The following is a 16,963-nucleotide window of genomic DNA, read 5'->3' on the forward strand; positions in this document are numbered from 1 at the left end:
GGCCGAACCATGTGGTGGTTGGTCGTTGCCGCCGTGTGCATGTCCGGCGGCGTTCTCTCGTATGCGTTGTGCCGCGCCGCCCGTCTGGGCGACGACATCGGCGCGAGACTGCGCGAACGCCGCGAAGCGGACCCGGCGCATGACGGCGGGAAGGTCGAGCGATGAGCAGCAGAGCCGAGAACTGGGCATGGGAGCGCGACGACGTCAAGGGCATCACCAAGTTCGTGCTGGTGTATCTGGCCCGCCGCGCCTATTACGACGATGGCGCCGCCGCGTGGCCGAGCGTGGAGACCATCGCGTTCAATTGCGGGTGCTGTGAGCGCACCGTGATCCGTTCGTTGCAGGAGCTGGAGCGCAAGGGCTACATCAGGCCCGGCGACCAGGAGATGTCGGCGCGTAACCCGCGCACCCGCAAGCCGATCGCCAAGGGGCACCGCTCGCGCGTGTGGGACGTCGTCATGGACGGCGACCATCCTGCCGAGAACATCGAGGAGAAGCCCCGGAACCTGGACGCGCTGGCGGAAGGCGACGGCAAGCCGGATCCGATGAAGGACAATTTGTCACCCGACGGATTGTCACCCGAGCCGAAGGACGTGGAGCCGAGGACAAATTGTCCCGGAATCTTGGACAGAAAGTCACCCAATAGACAAGTGATAAACAATTCTCCCCTCATCCCCTTCGGGGATGCTCCCCTCAACGCCGAACAAGCCTCCACGAAGCCGGTCGCCGACCCGAAGCCCGAACCCGTTCCAACGACCGATTGGGGCAGGGCCCTGCCTCCAAGGGGTTGCAGGAACCCGCTATGGGTGCCCGAACCCGGCAAGCTGCCTGAGCCGGTCACGGAACGCGCAGGCCAAGAGGTGCGCGTGCTCGACGGCATCCGCCGGCGCATGCTCGCCGTGGACCAGAGGTTCGATGTTCCGGCGACCATGGCCGACCGCAAGGCCGTCCACTCGCTGCTGATCGACAGGCCGTACGGCGAGATCGTCGCGACGATGGACTGGGCGTACCGCAACCGCTACTGGCTGCCCCGGCTCACCAGCGGCGCCAGGTTCGCCGCGAACTACGTGCAGCTGCGGCTGGAAATGCTCACCCATCCCGATCCGACGGGCAAGCGGGCGCCAGACGCCCCGCTGCCGGTCGTCAAGGATCCCAACCGGGCGATACCGGTCAGCTCGTCGTCCGCGAGCCGTGTGCCGATCTACGGGGCTGCGCTGCTGCGCACCTCGCTGTGCCAGGAACACATCGAAGGCGTCATCTCGCAAGAGACGTGCCCGGTATGCGCGTACGACAAACGCAACCACGCCACCCACGACGTCGCCGGACGGCGCAAGACGAAGACAGGCGCGCCGGCGGAGGCGGTGCGGCCATGAGCGGGGACGGGCAGCGTCTTGAGGCGTGGAAGAAGGCCGGCGAATGCCGCGACTTCCCGCAACCATGGTCCGACTACCTGTGGTCGCTGGAGTTCGAGCACCGTCCCGGCGACGCGAAGGCGTTCCACTCGGTCGCCAAGGCCGTGTGCGAACGATGCCCGGTACGCGCCGAATGCCTGGCCTACGCGGCCAGCGGCGGACTCGAATGGGGCGTGTACGGCGGCAAGGTGTGCACCGACCGGCGCAGGATCGCGCGCATGGCCGAAGCCGACGGCGTCCCCTGCCGGGACCGCGGCCTGCCGTGGCCGCAACGCTGGCGGCTGCTCACGGACTGGATACGCGCCCACCGGAACGTGTTCGACGAAGCCACCGACGAGGCCAGCGCCGAACGCCAACAACGACGCCTGCGCGCACGGGGCAGGACGGCCGATCGCCCCGCCCCACATGAGCCGTCAGACAATCAAACAATCAAGCAAGCAGGAATCCAAGCAATCCAGCAAGCAAACAATCAAGCGACCGACTGACCAGGTTCGCATGATCGCCGACAGTCGCAAAGGAGAAGAACGAATGCGCATCGCCATAGCCAACGCCAAGGGCGGGGTCGCGAAGACCACGTCCAGCATCTACATCGCCTCGGTCATCGTTTCCAGAGGCGGCAGGGCCGTCGTGTACGACGCCGACCCACAGTCCAGCGCGAGCCTGTGGGCCGCTGCCGCGGAACAGACCGCGGACCCGCTGACGTTCGACGTGCTGCCCGCCAACCAGGCCACGCTCCGCCAGCTCGCCGCGGGAGCCGACCCGGACGAATGGGCGATCATCGACGCGCCGCCGCAGGGGCCGACCCTGGACATGGCCATCAAGGCGGCCGACTTCGTGATCGTGCCGGCATCGGACTCGCCCATGGACCTCCAGCAGGCATGGAGCACCCTCGACATGGCCAGGATGAGCACGCCCGCCGCGCTGCTGCTGGTCAAGGCCGAACACAACACGAAGGCGTTCCGCGACACCATGGACGCCCTCAACGCCATGGACACTCCCCGGTTCGACACGATCGTGCCGAAGGCTCAGTCCTACAAGCGTTCGCTCGGCACCAACCCGCACCAGCTGGGCGAATACCGCGACCTCGTCACCGAACTCCAGCAGATCGCCGGAAAGCAGGAGTGAGACCATGCAGGGCAACTACCAGCCACTGGCACGGCCGGTGCCGTTCGACGACGTGCTGCGCCAGCAGAACAAGACCTCCAAGACCACGGGCGAACCGCTGGTCATGCTCTCATTGCGCATACCCGTGTCGCTCAAGACCCGACTCAAGACCACGGCCGCCGCGCACGGACTGCCCATGCAGCAACTCCTGCGCGTCGCCATCGAACGCGAGCTCGACCGGCTCGACGGCGACGACGAGCCGTAACCCGTCAGACAATCAAGCAATCCGACAATCCAGCAAGCAAACAAGCCAACAACCAAACGTTCAGGCAGTCAAACATGCAGACGCGATCCGGCAAGCCGGCGCGTCTGCGGAAAGGAGACACTATGGACTATTCGATGGAGGTCTCCGTGCTCGGCGACCGGATCAGCATCGGCGAGGAGGCGCACGTCATCACCCTCGGCGTGAACACGGGATTCCCCGCGGGCTCCACGGCGGGACTGGCGTACACGCTCTCGCCATTGCAGGCCCGCGCGTTCGGCGCGCAGATGCGCGCGGCCGCGGACTCCGCGGAAGGGCATCCGGGCATGCCATCCGACGAGGAGGTGAACGCGGCGGCGAAGGTGTTCTGCGGCGGCGTGTGGAACGGGTTCGATCCCGCCAGCATGATGCCGACCGAACAGTTCGACCGGTTCTGGGGCGACGGCGAGGGACACCAGCTCTACCTGGAGATCGCGCGCCACGCGCTCATCGCCGCCCGCATGTCCATCCTCGCCGGGCAAAACGAAAGCTGACAAGCAGACAAGCCCGCATGCAGGCAATCAAACAATCAAACTTGACTGCATGCAGTCAATCGGACATGCAAGCAATCAAGCAAGCCAACAATCGGGAAAGCAAACAATCCAACAATCAGGAACGGAGTAGAACCATGAACGACAACCATAACGAAGACGAAGAGATCTTCGACGGCACGAGCGAGGATTCCGCGCTCGAAGACCAGATGAGCGCGCATATCGCTGCCATCGCCGCCAGCGGCGTCGCCGCCGAAGCCGAAGCCCTGGCCAACCGACAAGCCGACATGGCGGCCAAGGAACGCCACGAAACCAGACTGGCGCTCCTTGCCGCCGTCACCGTCATCGCAGGTCTTATGACCTATGTAATCACTCGCATCGTCAAATAAAGACGATGTTTCTGTCGCCTATCATTTCAGGGACGGGTAATTCCTTGAATCCACGTCCCTGAAAGGCGCGCGTTTCCCATTTATGCAATTAGGATGCCCCGTCAATGAGCTGAGCCATCGACTCGCCACAGCGGCGACACCCTCCATCCGTCAGGGAATCCCATGTCAGACTTTGGAATCTGAGGGTACCCGTCCATGAGGGAGATGAATTTCTCCGTCCATGCGGGTCCGTCGATCTGGGATGTCAGGTAGTTCTCCATGGTGAGGAATGCAGCGGGGCCGGAGGACTTACGGAAGATATCCCAATCGTTGCCCCACCAACCCTTTGCATGGGATCCGCTGCGATGCTTCGGCAGTTTCGGCGCTATGCGGGTGCTGGTTTCGTTCCAGAAGCGATCGTGGTGCGCGGTCATGTTCCGGGCCTGCCGGATAGTCTCAAGCCAATTGGAGAGGATTTTGGCGTCGCCGCGTACGGCGGGATTCGGGTTGGGGTTGAAGATATGCAGCCTGGTGGCCAGCTTTCTCTTGATATGGTCTGGCGCTCCTTGGTAGAAGTTCTCCTTGAGTGTTCCGTAGCTCAGGCATCCGACGATCATCCAATACGGAGGCAGCGGATCGCTGTAGGTACTCCGAAAATGCCTGAGGTACGGAAGATTTGATTTGGTGAATGTCGAACGCAACGAGGAAAGGCAAGCCAGATGGTCGTCATAGCTCAACCCCGGGAGTCCTTCCCGTGTCATGTAGCCGAATTCGCCGCCGAATACCGATAGTTCATGGGCGAGGAAGCTCTTGAGATAGATCTCGATGGTGACGATGCCGTCGAATACCAGCATCCGCAGTTCCTGATCGAACAGGTATCTATCCCAGATATCCTTGAATTGCACATCTTGACGGAAGGGCAATGAGCGCTTCGCCGACTGCTCCGATACCGGGGTGAGGAACGGATACCAGTACCCTTTCAGCCGGAAGTATCCCACTTGCTCGATTCGACGCTCAAGCAGCTCACGACTTATTCCGGACAAACCGTTGTCAATAAGCTTGGCCGATAAATCATCCAATGATTTCGGCGGATGCTGCGGATAGGGGCGGAGCTGTGGAGTATCATTCTCGTCCATCGTTCCTCCGATAAGAAAAATGCCACCCTAGTGTGCTTCAGTGAGAGGCAATGGTGGCTTTTAACATCGCTAATTGTAGCGAATATATCGCCTTTCGTAAAGATACAGAACACTCCGTACATCTAGTATCCAAAGCAGAGCGATGCACTAAATGTAGTATTCGCGTCATGTTTCATCCGTGAACGGGTTGCCAATCTTCGTCACATGTCCGCCGCAGCGTCGCTCGATGCGGGGTGATGCTGATGGTGCGTTCGGGGTCCGACGGCCGGCCGTCGGGCTTGCGGGCGTGCTTTTCTTCCAGGGACCCGGGAGGAGGCGGGTTCTGGAGTCCCCGTCTCCTCCCTTTCCCGGAGAAGGGCTTGTGATCGCATGTGGGAAAGGATTTCGTATGAGGTTCGGGAAGAAGGGCACCGGCGCGGTGGCGTCGATCACTGCCGCCGCGGCGTTGCTGGCCTGTCTGGTTCCGGTCGCGTTGGCCGATAACGGTGGCGGTGGTTCCGGCGAGGACGGTGGCGGTTCGGGCGGTGGTCCGACGCAGACGGCCGATGTGCATTGGATCTACAAGGATTCGTGGCCGGCCACGCTGGATGGCATGAAGACGGCGTTGAGTGATGCGAAGGTGCGTCTGTCGTCCGATCTGGCGAACGGGCAGAACCAGTTCGTGAACATGAACAAGACTTTGAGCGACGCGATCGATGAGTGCCAACGCTCCTATACGGGTGAGGGGAACGCGGACTGCCGTCTGGTGGCGGTGGGCTACGTGCGCTTGGCGGATGGTTCGTTCAACGGCAGCTACGTGAGCTCGAACGCGAAGAACCGTTGGGAGGCGCAGTGGAAGGCCGAGGCGAAGGGCGACTACACGTATCAGGGGCAGAAGTACTCGACCTCGACCACGTGGAAGGACAAGCTCGGCACGCGCAGCGTTGACTCGCTGGCACAGGAGTCGATCAACTCCAACCCGAACGCCTCGTTCCGCGTGATCGTGCTGGCGCAGAACCAGCCACCGGTCGATTACAAGCTGAACGTGACCACCAGCCACAAGCAGAAGACCGACATGCAGGTCGGCTCCACCGACCCGATCGGCGACGTCATCCACGCAGACAACGGCGGTTCCGCGATCAAGGAGACGTTGAACGGCACCGCGATCATCCATTACGAGAACGGCCCCTACCTGCCCGCGAAGAGCGTGAGCAAGCCGATCAGCTTCTCCGGCAATGGAGACACCCAGCTCGACAATCTCGCCTCGCCGAAGGATTTCGGCATGAAATACTGGGCCGAGGGCTCGTACTGGATCGACATCCAGGTGCCCAAGCAGGGCCGCATGCAGGCGGCCGTGGACACCGCGGACCGCGACCCGGCCGAATCCTGGAAGGTGAGCTCGGTGCCGCCCGAACCCCCGGTCAAGAAGATCGAGGACGGCGTGAGCGCCGACCGGATGACGAACCGCACCACCATCACGTACGGCACCGGCCGCGGCGGCTACGAGATGCGTTTCCGCGACGTGATCGAACCCAACGGCGTCGAATACTCCGTGGACAACTACAGGCTCATCGACAGGACCGACGGCAACCGCGACGTTTCCGGCGAGTTCGAGATCAACTGGGACAAGGCGTCGAACACGGTGTCGGCCGCTCGTTCGGCGGACAAGGGCGAGATGCCCCTGGACCATGTCTACGAATTCAGCTTCGACGTGACCGTGTCGAAGCCCTCCGACTTCCAGCAGGTCAGGGACCATGCGTGGGGCCAGTGGAACCACGAGCCCGAGGCCGACGCCGGAACGAAACAGTTCGATACGTGGCGGCCGAATCCCGACAAGAGCTGGATCCGCCTGAACGCGAAGGGCCAATGGGAGGCGGTCATCGACCCGAAGGAGACCAACCAGACCGGCGCCGACAATATGACGCTTCTGGACGGGGACCGGGTCGCCTCGGTGGTCAACGGCACCATCGCCAAAAACCTCATCCAAGCCCCGGAGGCTCTGACGCTCACGGACGACTGGTCGGCCGCCGACTACCTGTTCGACGCCGACGACAAGTCGAAGATCAAGGTGTACGAGGCCGATGCCGGCACCGATCGCGAGTCCAGCGTCACCGACATCGCCAACCACGGCAGGGACGTCACCGGCCAGTGGACGATCACGATGGAAGGCACCACGGTGACCGCCACCGCAGGCCAGGCCTACCGCGAGGGATTGAAGGGGCTGAAGACCGCGAAGCAGGTCACGCTGCTCATTCCCGGCAAGGCGTCCTATGCCAACGGCAAGGGCGCGGGCCAGGTGCGCGACGACTTCGGCAAGCAGTCGAGCGACGAACTGTCGTTCTGCACCACGCCGGATGGCAAGGCGCTGACGAACAAGGGATCCCAGACCGTCAACACGCACACCATCCCCACGAACGAACCGAAGATCTGCGGCTACATACCGCCCGTCGTCAAGGACGTGGTCGGCGAATCCTCGCAGGGAGGCGACCAGGCGTCCGTGGACGGCAGGGTCGTCTACCCGGGCCAGCGCGTGGAATACCGTCTGGAGACACAGCCCCACCTGCCCGGCAATCTCGCGTACTCCGTCAGCGAGGTGGCGGTCACCGACACCTACGACGAGCATCTTGAAGTGGACAAGCAGACCCTGGAGGTCACCGACCTGTCCACCGGCAAGTTCATCCCGAAAACCGAGTACGAGACCCAGTGGAACGACGGACAGCACGCGGTGCGCCTCGTGTTCTCCGACGGATACGTGAAGACCAACTGGCGCAACGGCGCGAACCCGCGCATCATCGTCCGCTTCGAGGGCACGGTCGCCAAGGACGCGCCCACGGACACCAAGATCGGCAACCAGTGGGCATTGACACTGAACAACATGGTCACCCCGAGCAACAGGGTGTGGAACGAGCCGCCCGACTTCACGCCGGTGAAGAAAGACACCCAGGCCGACCCGTCCATCAGCATCGACGGCAAGACCGCGCTGCTGGGCGACCGGATCTACTACCGCGTGACCATCGACGCCAAGCAGACCAACCAGGCCTACAAGGTCTGGAGGCTCGGCATGACCGATGACTGGGACGACGAATATCTCTCCCTTGACGACAAGCGCATCGAGGTCACCGACACCGCGACCGGCAAGGACGTGACCGCGAAGTTCAACATCGCGGCGATCGACGGCGTCGCCTACGTGTACGCCAAGACCGCGGACACGAAGGTGCCGGCCACCGGCGAGACCATCAAGGGCGACCCCCAGCCCAAGAACCTCAAGGAATACGCCGAAAAGAAGGACCACGACCCGTTGAAGGAGCCGGCCATCGACCAGTCGATGCTGGGCACGAGCTATGAGGTGAGCCTGCCGATGACCGTCATCAAGGTCACCGACGGACATATCGTGAAGAACAAGGCCACGCAGGTCGTCAACGACACCCGCAAGGACACCAACGAGGTCGCCAACCCCCTCAAACCCGTCAACCCGTCCAAGGACGTGGTCGTGAAGGTGGACGGCGAATCCATCGACAAGCGGAGCGTGTACCTCAACAGCCTGTTCCTCTACCGTCTCGACAGCTCCGTGCTGCCCGCTCACCGCGCCTACCAGAAGGTCACCGACTGGAGCATCGCCGACCCGCTCGACACCGAGCACGACCAGTACACCGGCCAATGGGCCGTGTACGCCATGCGCGACCTGACCGAACAGGGCAAGGTGATCGCCCATAAAGGCGTGAAGATCGCCGGCAGCGGCTTCGATGCCGGCGCATACGGCGGCGAACTGTTCACCCTCGCGCAGGACGACAAGGGCGTGGTCACCGTTACCGCGACCCAGCGCATGCTCGACCTCGTCAGCGGCGACGACGAAAGCGAGCAGGCATGGACCGCGTTCATCCAGTGCAAGCGCGTCAAGACCGGAGAACACATCGCCAACCGGTTCGACGAAACCCTCAACGGCACCAAACGGCCTTCCAACCAGGTCGAGACGCACACGCCCGACATGACACCGAGCCTGAAGATCGAGAAATGGGACGAGGCCTCCGGCTGGCCGGCCGGCGACCGCGACCAGGTCAAGGACGCGCTGGCCATGCAGGGCGACACGCGCATCGTGTTCACCATCACCAACACCAGCACCACCGACCCCGACACCAAGCAGGGCGCATGGTACCGCACCAAGGACCTGAACCTCAAGGACCAACTGGTCGCCGGCGACGGCCGGGTGACCGATCTCGAATACCCCGCCGATTGGGACAGTCGCATCCTCAAGCCCGGCGAGAGCGTCGAGGTCAAGGGCGTCCTCAAGGGCGTGACCGACCATCACACCGACCGTGCCACGGTCACCGGCACGCCTCTGATCGAATGCGTCGTCTCCGACCCGGATCCGTTCGACGGCAAGGACGAGACGTCCGCACCCGATGACGCGGTCACGATCGACGGCAGGCTCGTCTGCCCCGATACCGAGGTGGTCAGCAACACCGACGACTGGAACGGCTACCGAACCGGGCTCGCCCACACCGGCGCCGCCATCCAGGGCGTGATCGCCGCGGCGATCACGCTGCTCGCCGTCGGCGTGGGACTGGTCGCCGCCCGCAGGTTCAGGCGCGGGAACAACGCCGGCGGCCGCCACTCCGGCACGATGCAACCCGTCGATGCCGAGGATGCCGACGCGGATGCCGTCGAAACCGCCGATCCGGTTCCCGGCGGGCAATCCGTGGTCTGACCGAAGCGGCAGGGACCGTTCCCTGCCGCGATGATTCTTCCGGCCGGACGACAATCCGGCCGGAACCCCGCCGGTTCTCTTCCTTCTTCTCTCCCCGGCGGGCATGGCAACGGCCCGGCGCCAACGGTTCAAACCGTTAGCGCCGGGCCGTTCCCTTGCTGCCTTGATTGCTTACTGCTTGTCGGTTTCCTCGGAGGCGAGTCGTTCTTCGAGCTGTTCGACGATGTGGTCGTGCATGTTCTCGTCGATCTTGACGGTCAGGAGGAAGACGACGAGGCTGGCGACGATGCCGGCGAGCGGCAGGTAGTAGGCGCAGGTCTTGAACGTGCGGATGTTCGCGGCGGTCATGTCGGCGGCGGTGGCGTTGCCGACCATGCCGGCGGCGACGGCCACGAAGCCCACGATGCCGTTGGACAGCGCGCCGGCGATCTTGTCGAGCATCGGGCGCACGGAGAGGGTGACGGCCTCGTTGCGCTTGCCGGTCTTGAGCTGTCCGTATTCGATGGAGTCGGTCATGCTCAGGATGGCGGTCATCTGGATGGTCTGCGCGGGCAGGTAGAAGAGGACGAGCGCGACGATGACGACGGGCAGGTTCATGGGCGCGATGATGAACAGCGTGTAGCCGGCGATCATGAACGCCATGCCGGCGGTGTACAGCCAGCGGCGCGGGATGCGGCGGTTGAGCACCGGGTAGAGGGGCGTGGTGACCAGTCCGGTGATGACCGGGATGACGCCGGCGATGGAGAAGCTGTCCGGCGCGCCGAGCACGTATTTGAACTGGTAGAAGAGCACGCCAGTGGTGGCGACGTTGGCCACGGAGTACAGCAGGTAGCTCAGGGCGACCCACAGGAGCTGGTCGTTCTGGGCGATGGCCTTGAACGCCTCGATGGGGTTGCCGTTGGCCTCGGCCTTGGCGCGCAGCTCGCCCTGGTTCTCGCGGGTGCCGAACGCGACGCTCCACGCGGTCAGCAGGCCGAGCACGGCGATGATGATGGCGAACGCGGCCCAGCCGGTGCGGCCCTGCTCCCATTGGCCGGTGAACTTCCAGGTGAACCAGCTGACGACGGGCACGACGATGACGGTGACGCCGTTGTAGCCGATGGATCCGGTGAACGCGCCGAGCGCGGTGTACGTGCTGCGTTCGTGCGAGTCGGAGGAGATCGCGGGGATCATGCCCCAGTAGGAGATGTCGCGCAGCGAGTAGATCACGTCCAGCAGGATGAACACGATGACGAACAGGACCATGAACACGCCGGTGTTCACGTCCACGAGGCCGAACAGGCCGGTGAACACCATGATCAGCAGGATGCCGGGCACGAGTCCGCCGATGAACTGCCAGGGGCGGAACCGGCCCCAGCGGGTGTCCGTGTTGTCCACGAGGTTGCCGAGCAGCGGGTCGAGGAAGATCTCCGCGATGCGGATGACCACCACGAGTCCGGTGATCACCGCGATGAGGCGCGCGGCCAGCGTCTTGTCCACGTCGATGAACAGCGCGGTGGTCACGAACGTGATGAAGAACGTGCTCATCGTGTTGTAGAACGCGGCCTGTCCCAGATTTCCGAACGCGTATGCGATCTTCTGGCCCATGTTCCTCGCGGGCGCTGCCTGCGGTTGTCCGGGCGTCGCCGTGCGCTGTGTGGTGGATCCGCTCATGGTGTAGTGGCCTCCTTGCGACCTGTAAAGAATCCGTGCGCGGGAACAGCTCCGATCCCGCAAGACGCGAGTATAGAACTTTCTCGAAAAAGTAAAAAACTTTACCGCGTGTCGCAAGCAATGCCAACGAATTGCGTTCGTCGATTCGACGCAACGCGCGGGGAAAAGACACCGTAGTGGCCGAATTATCGTTGCAATCAATGGATTTGCACAGGTTCTCGCAGTCGCCGTCGAGGCATGCGCAAGAAGTTGCGTAAATTAGTAAATATCTTTATCATCGTTGTGCAAGGAGTCACATTCGAAGGCTCCCGCACTGCGGCGGCAACGACGCGACGCAATCCGATGCGAAAGCGAGGACATCATGAACACAACCGACGATCAGCGGAAGAACGGCGATCCGATCGTCTCCCCGTCCATGCCGACGACGGCATGGCTCGCCGACCCGCGCGTGTACGCGGTCCACCGGCTCGACGCCCATTCCGACCATGCGTGCTGGTCGCACGCCCCCTCCGGCGGCGAGGGCACGGATCTCACGCAGAGCCTTGACGGCGAATGGCGGGTCCGCGTCGAGACGGCGCCGGCGAACAGCTTCCCCGACGGGACGAGCGACGGGCCGGATTGGATCAGCGACGTGTCGCCGCTGTTCGCCGCGCCGGGCTTCGACGACTCGTCGTTCCCCCGCGTGCGGGTGCCCTCGCATCTGGAGACCGCGGGACTGCTCGACCCGCAGTATGTGAACGTGCAGTACCCGTGGGACGGCCACGAGGACCCGAAGGCCCCGGCCATCCCCGAGCATGGCCATGTGGCGGTCTACCGACGCAAGTTCGCCGCGGAGGGCGCGGTCGCCCAGGCCATCCGCGAGGGCCGCACGGTGACGCTCACCTTCCAGGGCGCGGCCACCGCCATCTACGTGTGGCTCAACGGCGCGTTCGTCGGCTACGCCGAGGACTCCTTCACGCCCAGCGAGTTCGACGTGACGGACGTCGTCAGGAAGGACGGCAACGTGCTGGCGGTCGCCTGCTACGAGTATTCGAGCGCGAGCTGGCTGGAGGACCAGGACTTCTGGCGGCTGCACGGCCTGTTCCGCTCCGTCGAGCTCAACGCGAGACCAGCCGCCCACGTCTCCGACATCCACGCCGAAGCCGATTGGGAGCCTGCCACGTCGATCGGATCGCTCTCGCTGGACGTGCTGATCGACGGCGCCACGAACGCCGCGACGGCTGACCTCGCGTTGCGAGACAAGAACGGCACCATCGTCTGGCGCACCGCCACGGAAGCGGCCGGAACGCTGCACGCCGAAGCCGAGATCGACGACGCCGCCCCCTGGAGCGCCGAACGCCCGGACCTGTACGAACTGTCCGTCACCCTGCTCGACGCGGACGGCAAGGTTCTGGAGACCGCGCGCACCCGCATCGGCTTCCGGCATGTGGCCATCGAGGACGGCGTCCTCAAGCTCAACGGCAAGCGCCTCGTGTTCCGCGGCGTGGACCGCCACGAGTTCGACTGCCGGCGCGGCCGTGCCGTCACCGAAGAGGACATGCTGTGGGACATCCGCTTCATGAAGCGCCACAACATTAACGCGGTGCGCACCTCGCACTACCCGAACCAGTCACGCTGGTACGAGCTGTGCGACGAATACGGCATCTATCTGATCGACGAGACCAACCTGGAGACCCACGGCAGCTGGAACAGCCCCGGCGACATCCCCGTGGGCACCTCCGTCCCCGGTGACGACGAGGCCTGGCTGGGCGCATGCATCGACCGGCTGGACAGCATGATCATGCGTGACCGCAACCATCCCAGCGTACTCGTCTGGTCGCTGGGCAACGAATCCTACGCGGGCGAAGTCCTCAAGGCCATGAGCATGCACGCGCATCGGCTCGACCCGGGCCGTCCCGTCCACTACGAAGGCGTCAATTGGAACCACGCCTATGATGGGATCAGCGATTTCGAAAGCCGTATGTACGCCAAGCCGGACGAGATCCGCGACTGGCTCGAACACGGCGACGAGCGTGGCGCGGCGAACAAGCCGTTCGTCAGCTGCGAGTACATGCACGCCATGGGCAACTCGTGCGGCGGCCTGAGCGAGTTCATCGACCTCGAACAGTACGAGCGCTACTCCGGCGGGTTCATCTGGGACTACATCGACCAGGGGCTCGTCCAGCGCCTGCCCGACGGGAGCGAACGACTCAGCGTCGGCGGAGAATGGGGCGACCGGCCGACCGACTACGAATTCGTGGGCAACGGCATCGTGTTCGCCGACCGCACTCCCAGCCCCAAGGCGCAGGAGGTCAAGCAGCTGTATTCGCCGATCAAGCTCACCCCCGACGGGCACGGCGTGACCATCGAGAACCGCAACCTGTTCATCGGCACCGACGGCTACGTGTTCGCCGCACGGCTCCTCGAAGACGGGCGCGAGATCTGGCACGCCGACTACCGGTTCGACGTGGCCGCCGGAGACACCCAACGCCATGACATCGCCTTCCCGGACATCGACACGGATGGGAATACGCGCGAGGTCACCTACGAGGTCGATCTCCTGCTCGCCGAATCCACCGCATGGGCGCCGGCCGGCTACGAGCTCGCGTTCGGCCAGCTTACCGGCACCCTCAACCCCGAACGGGACATCACCGAGACCGATTATGACGATGACGGCCGCGCGACGGTCACGCTCGGCCGGTGGAACGCGGGCATCCGCCGCGACGACGAGGAAATCCTCCTGTCGCGCACCCAGGGAGGCATCGTCTCCTGGACGCGGGACGGACGGGAAATGGTCATGCGACGCCCGGAACTCGTCACCTTCCGCCCTCTGACCGACAACGACCGCGGTAACCGTTCCGGATTCGACCGTGCAGCATGGTTCGCGGCCGGCCGCTACGCCATCGTGACCGATACGAGCATCACGCAATCCGACGATGGAGGACTCACGGCCGAATACCGGTACGAGCTCGCCGACCCGGGCCACACGCCCGTGACGGTCGCCTACCGCATCACGTCCGACATGCGCATGCGACTGACCGTCGAATACCCCGGCGGTGTCACCAACGCCGCCAGCCTGCCCGCGTTCGGTGTCGAATGGGAACTGCCCGGCGAATACACGCAGCTGTGCTACTACGGACCCGGCCCCGAGGAAACCTACCGCGACCGCAAGCAGGGCGGCAAGCTCGGCATCTGGGACACCACCTCAGAGGCGAGCATGGCGCCGTATCTCATGGTGCAGGAAACCGGAAGCCACGAGGACGTCCGCTGGCTCGAAGCCACCGACATCCAAGGCCACGGATTGCGCGTCAGCCAGCGCGGCGACCGTCACTTCACGGCCAGCCTGCTGCCATGGAACACCTACATGATCGAAGCCGCGCGCCGCCATGAGGACATGCCCGCCCCGCGCCACAACTACCTGCGTCTGCTCGCGGCGCAGATGGGCGTCGGCGGAGACGACTCCTGGGGAGCCCCCGTCCACACGGCCTACCAGCTGCCCGCAGGCAGGCCGCTCACCCTCGACGTGAACCTCGAACTCATCTGACCGGCAACGGGCGGCGGCATGCACCACCATGCCGCCGCCCGTGCATATTCCCCAAAACACACCCACAGAAAAGAGGCAATCAATCATGGCTGAAGTGATCATCGTCAAGAACGAGGAGGAGGCCGGCGAGATCTACGGCCGTTGCGTGGCGGACCTCATCAAGGCCAAGCCGGACGCGGTGCTGGGACTCGCCACGGGCTCCAGCCCGCTGGCCGCCTACCAGGCCCTCGCCAAGATCGTGCACGAGGAGCACATCGACGTCTCCAAGGTGCGCGGCTTCGCGCTCGACGAGTACCTGGGCCTGCCGCTGACCCACCCGGAGTCCTACCACTCCACCATCCACCGCACGGTCGTCGAGCCCCTGGGCCTCGACCCGGCCAAGGTCCACGTGCCCGGCGACGTGCTGAACGGCGCCCCGCTCGAGGACGGCGACAAGATCGCCGCCGCCGGCCCGGCCTACGACGCGGCCATCGAGGCCGCGGGCGGCATCGACGTGCAGATCCTCGGCATCGGCACCGACGGCCACATCGGTTTCAATGAGCCCGGCTCCTCGCTCGCCTCCGGCACGCGCGTCAAGACCCTGGCCGAGCAGACCCGCATCGACAACGCGCGCTTCTTCGACGACGACATTAACCAGGTGCCGACCCACTGCATCACGCAGGGCATCGGCACGGTCCTGAAGGCCCGTCACCTCGTGCTGCTTGCGTTCGGCTCGGGCAAGGCCGAGGCCATCGAGGAGACCGTCGAGGGTGGCGTGAGCGCGTTCTGCCCGGCCTCCGCGCTGCAGCTGCACCCGCACGCCACGATCATCGTGGATGAGGAGGCCGCCAGCCGCCTGCGTCACAAGGACTACTACCGCTACGCCTTCGCCCACAAGCCGGCCTGGCAGGGCATCTGACAGTAACCGAACCGAACTCGGGCTCCTTCTTTCTCCGCAAAGAAGGAGCCCGAACGCATACAGGAAGGAAATCATGGCACAGGACAGAAACGAGATCGTCGCGCGCATGACCGCGGCGTTGGAGGGCGAGGCCCGTCCGGTCGCGATCCGTGGCGCGCGCAAGGTGGACGCCCGCGGCGAGCAAAGCGGATATTGGGTGGTCTCGGACGCGCGCGGTGTGATCGTGGCCACGGGCGCCGCGGCCGCGGACGGCACCGGCGAGGAGGCGTTCGAGCACGCCTGCCGCACGGTCGGCATCGACCCGGCCTCCCGCTCCGGCGAGGTGATCGACGCGGCCGGCCGCATCCTCACGCCCGGCTACGTGGACATCCACGCCCACGGCGCCTGGGAGAAGAGCTTCGACGACGGCCCCGACGGCATCGACGTGGCCCGCGCCGGCCACGCGGTGCACGGCACCACCCGCCAGGTGCTCTCGCTCATCACCAACCCGATGGACGTGATCTGCCGCAACATCCGCACCGTGCGCGAGAAGATGGCCACCCGCCCCGACATCCTCGGCTGCCACCTCGAAGGCCCGTTCCTCGCCCTGAAGCGCAAGGGTGCGCACGACCCGAACTGCCTCAAGGACCCGGTGCCCGAACTCGTGGACGAGATGCTCGACGCCTCGGGCGCCGACCCCGCCACTGGCAAGCTCGGCTGCATCCGCCAGATCACCATCGCGCCGGAGCTTGAGCATGGCATCGGCGCCATCCGCCAGTTCGCTGCCGCCGGCGTGGTGCCAGCGGTCGGACACTGCGACGCCGACTACGCCACCGCCCAAGCCGGCTTCGACGCGGGCGCCGGCATCATGACCCACATGTTCAACGCGATGAACGGCCTGCACCATCGCGAACCCGGCCCCATCCCGGCCGCCGTCGAGGACCCGCGCGTCACCATCGAGCTCATCAACGACGGCTTCCACGTCCAGAACCCGATGGTCAAGCTCGGCTTCGGCCTGGCACCCCACCGCATCGCGTTCGTCACCGACGCGATGGCCGCCACCGACTGCCCCGACGGCGCGTACAAGCTCGGCGAACTCGACGTGAACGTCATCGACGGCCACGCCCGACTCGTGTCCAACGGCGCCATCGCCGGCTCCACGCTCACCCTGGAGGTCGCGGTCCAGCGCGCGGTCAACGAACTCGGCTTCAGCCCCGTCGCCGCAGTCGAGGCCGCCACCCTCACCCCGGCACGCGCCTTCGGATTCGACAAGGCCAACCCCGTCACCGGAGCCCCGCTCGGCCTCATCGCCCCCGGATACGCCGCCGACCTCAACCTCCTCGACCCCACCGACTGGACCGCCCAACACGTCTGGTGCGCCGGCCGCCAGGTGAAGTAAATTCCTTCCAGCAAA

At 64.8% G+C, this 16,963-nt stretch carries 13 protein-coding genes; 11 read left to right on the forward strand and 2 right to left on the reverse strand.

The window, feature by feature from the left end; translation table 11 throughout:
• The first annotated feature begins 18 nt into the window (after nucleotides 1-18).
• From JS528_RS03785 to JS528_RS03810, 7 genes are all read left to right on the forward strand, one after another.
• Entirely contained in the window at nucleotides 19-165 is a 147-nt protein-coding gene (locus JS528_RS03785) for a hypothetical protein (protein ID WP_190973027.1), read from the forward strand.
• Nucleotides 162-1,373 (forward strand): helix-turn-helix domain-containing protein, encoded by a 1,212-nt coding sequence (locus JS528_RS03790; protein ID WP_043164871.1) that lies wholly within the window; start codon nucleotides 162-164, stop codon nucleotides 1,371-1,373. Before JS528_RS03785 ends, JS528_RS03790 begins: the two co-directional genes overlap by 4 nt.
• Nucleotides 1,370-1,897: a WhiB family transcriptional regulator gene (locus JS528_RS03795; protein WP_043164869.1), complete on the forward strand. Its 528-nt coding sequence runs from the start codon at nucleotides 1,370-1,372 to the stop codon at nucleotides 1,895-1,897. The genes JS528_RS03790 and JS528_RS03795 overlap by 4 nt, the downstream gene beginning before the upstream one ends.
• 43 nt (nucleotides 1,898-1,940) lie before the next feature.
• Nucleotides 1,941-2,537, forward strand: a complete 597-nt coding sequence (locus JS528_RS03800) for a ParA family protein (protein WP_043164867.1) — start codon at nucleotides 1,941-1,943, stop codon at nucleotides 2,535-2,537.
• Between the two features lie 4 nt (nucleotides 2,538-2,541).
• Nucleotides 2,542-2,781 (forward strand): BrnA antitoxin family protein, encoded by a 240-nt coding sequence (locus JS528_RS11515; RefSeq protein ID WP_240541196.1) that lies wholly within the window; start codon nucleotides 2,542-2,544, stop codon nucleotides 2,779-2,781.
• A gap of 122 nt (nucleotides 2,782-2,903) precedes the next feature.
• Complete coding sequence (locus tag JS528_RS03805; protein ID WP_214357764.1) at nucleotides 2,904-3,311, forward strand: transcriptional regulator; 408 nt, start codon at nucleotides 2,904-2,906, stop codon at nucleotides 3,309-3,311.
• Nucleotides 3,312-3,445: 134 nt separating this feature from the next.
• Nucleotides 3,446-3,697 (forward strand): hypothetical protein, encoded by a 252-nt coding sequence (locus JS528_RS03810; RefSeq protein ID WP_240541288.1) that lies wholly within the window; start codon nucleotides 3,446-3,448, stop codon nucleotides 3,695-3,697.
• Between the two features lie 101 nt (nucleotides 3,698-3,798).
• On the opposite strand, the gene JS528_RS03815 is transcribed toward JS528_RS03810, so the two are convergent.
• Nucleotides 3,799-4,812, reverse strand: a complete 1,014-nt coding sequence (locus tag JS528_RS03815) for an Abi family protein (protein ID WP_214357765.1) — start codon at nucleotides 4,810-4,812, stop codon at nucleotides 3,799-3,801.
• A 388-nt stretch (nucleotides 4,813-5,200) separates the two neighbouring features.
• Here JS528_RS03815 and JS528_RS03820 point away from each other — a divergent pair, with 388 nt between their 5' ends.
• Entirely contained in the window at nucleotides 5,201-9,496 is a 4,296-nt protein-coding gene (locus JS528_RS03820) for an LPXTG cell wall anchor domain-containing protein (RefSeq protein WP_214357766.1), read from the forward strand.
• A 171-nt stretch (nucleotides 9,497-9,667) separates the two neighbouring features.
• Here the strand turns inward: JS528_RS03820 and JS528_RS03825 are convergent, their stop codons facing one another.
• Nucleotides 9,668-11,149, reverse strand: coding sequence for a glycoside-pentoside-hexuronide (GPH):cation symporter (locus tag JS528_RS03825; RefSeq protein ID WP_214357767.1), 1,482 nt, complete (start codon nucleotides 11,147-11,149; stop codon nucleotides 9,668-9,670).
• 361 nt (nucleotides 11,150-11,510) lie between these two features.
• On the opposite strand from JS528_RS03825, the gene lacZ reads away from it, so the two are divergent.
• The 3 genes from lacZ (at nucleotide 11,511) to nagA (ending at nucleotide 16,948) form a co-directional block, all read left to right on the forward strand.
• A complete protein-coding gene (lacZ, locus tag JS528_RS03830) occupies nucleotides 11,511-14,672 on the forward strand; it encodes a beta-galactosidase, LacZ type (RefSeq protein ID WP_214357768.1) in 3,162 nt (1,053 codons plus the stop codon).
• 85 nt (nucleotides 14,673-14,757) lie between these two features.
• Nucleotides 14,758-15,570 (forward strand): glucosamine-6-phosphate deaminase, encoded by an 813-nt coding sequence (nagB, locus tag JS528_RS03835; RefSeq protein WP_214357769.1) that lies wholly within the window; start codon nucleotides 14,758-14,760, stop codon nucleotides 15,568-15,570.
• A 73-nt stretch (nucleotides 15,571-15,643) separates the two neighbouring features.
• Nucleotides 15,644-16,948 carry an N-acetylglucosamine-6-phosphate deacetylase gene (nagA, locus tag JS528_RS03840; RefSeq protein WP_214357770.1) on the forward strand — a complete coding sequence of 435 codons (1,305 nt, stop codon included), beginning with the start codon at nucleotides 15,644-15,646 and terminating at the stop codon, nucleotides 16,946-16,948.
• Nucleotides 16,949-16,963: the final 15 nt, after the last annotated feature.

Origin of the sequence: Bifidobacterium santillanense (genome assembly GCF_018555385.1) — a bacterium.
Lineage (GTDB): Bacteria > Actinomycetota > Actinomycetes > Actinomycetales > Bifidobacteriaceae > Bifidobacterium > Bifidobacterium santillanense.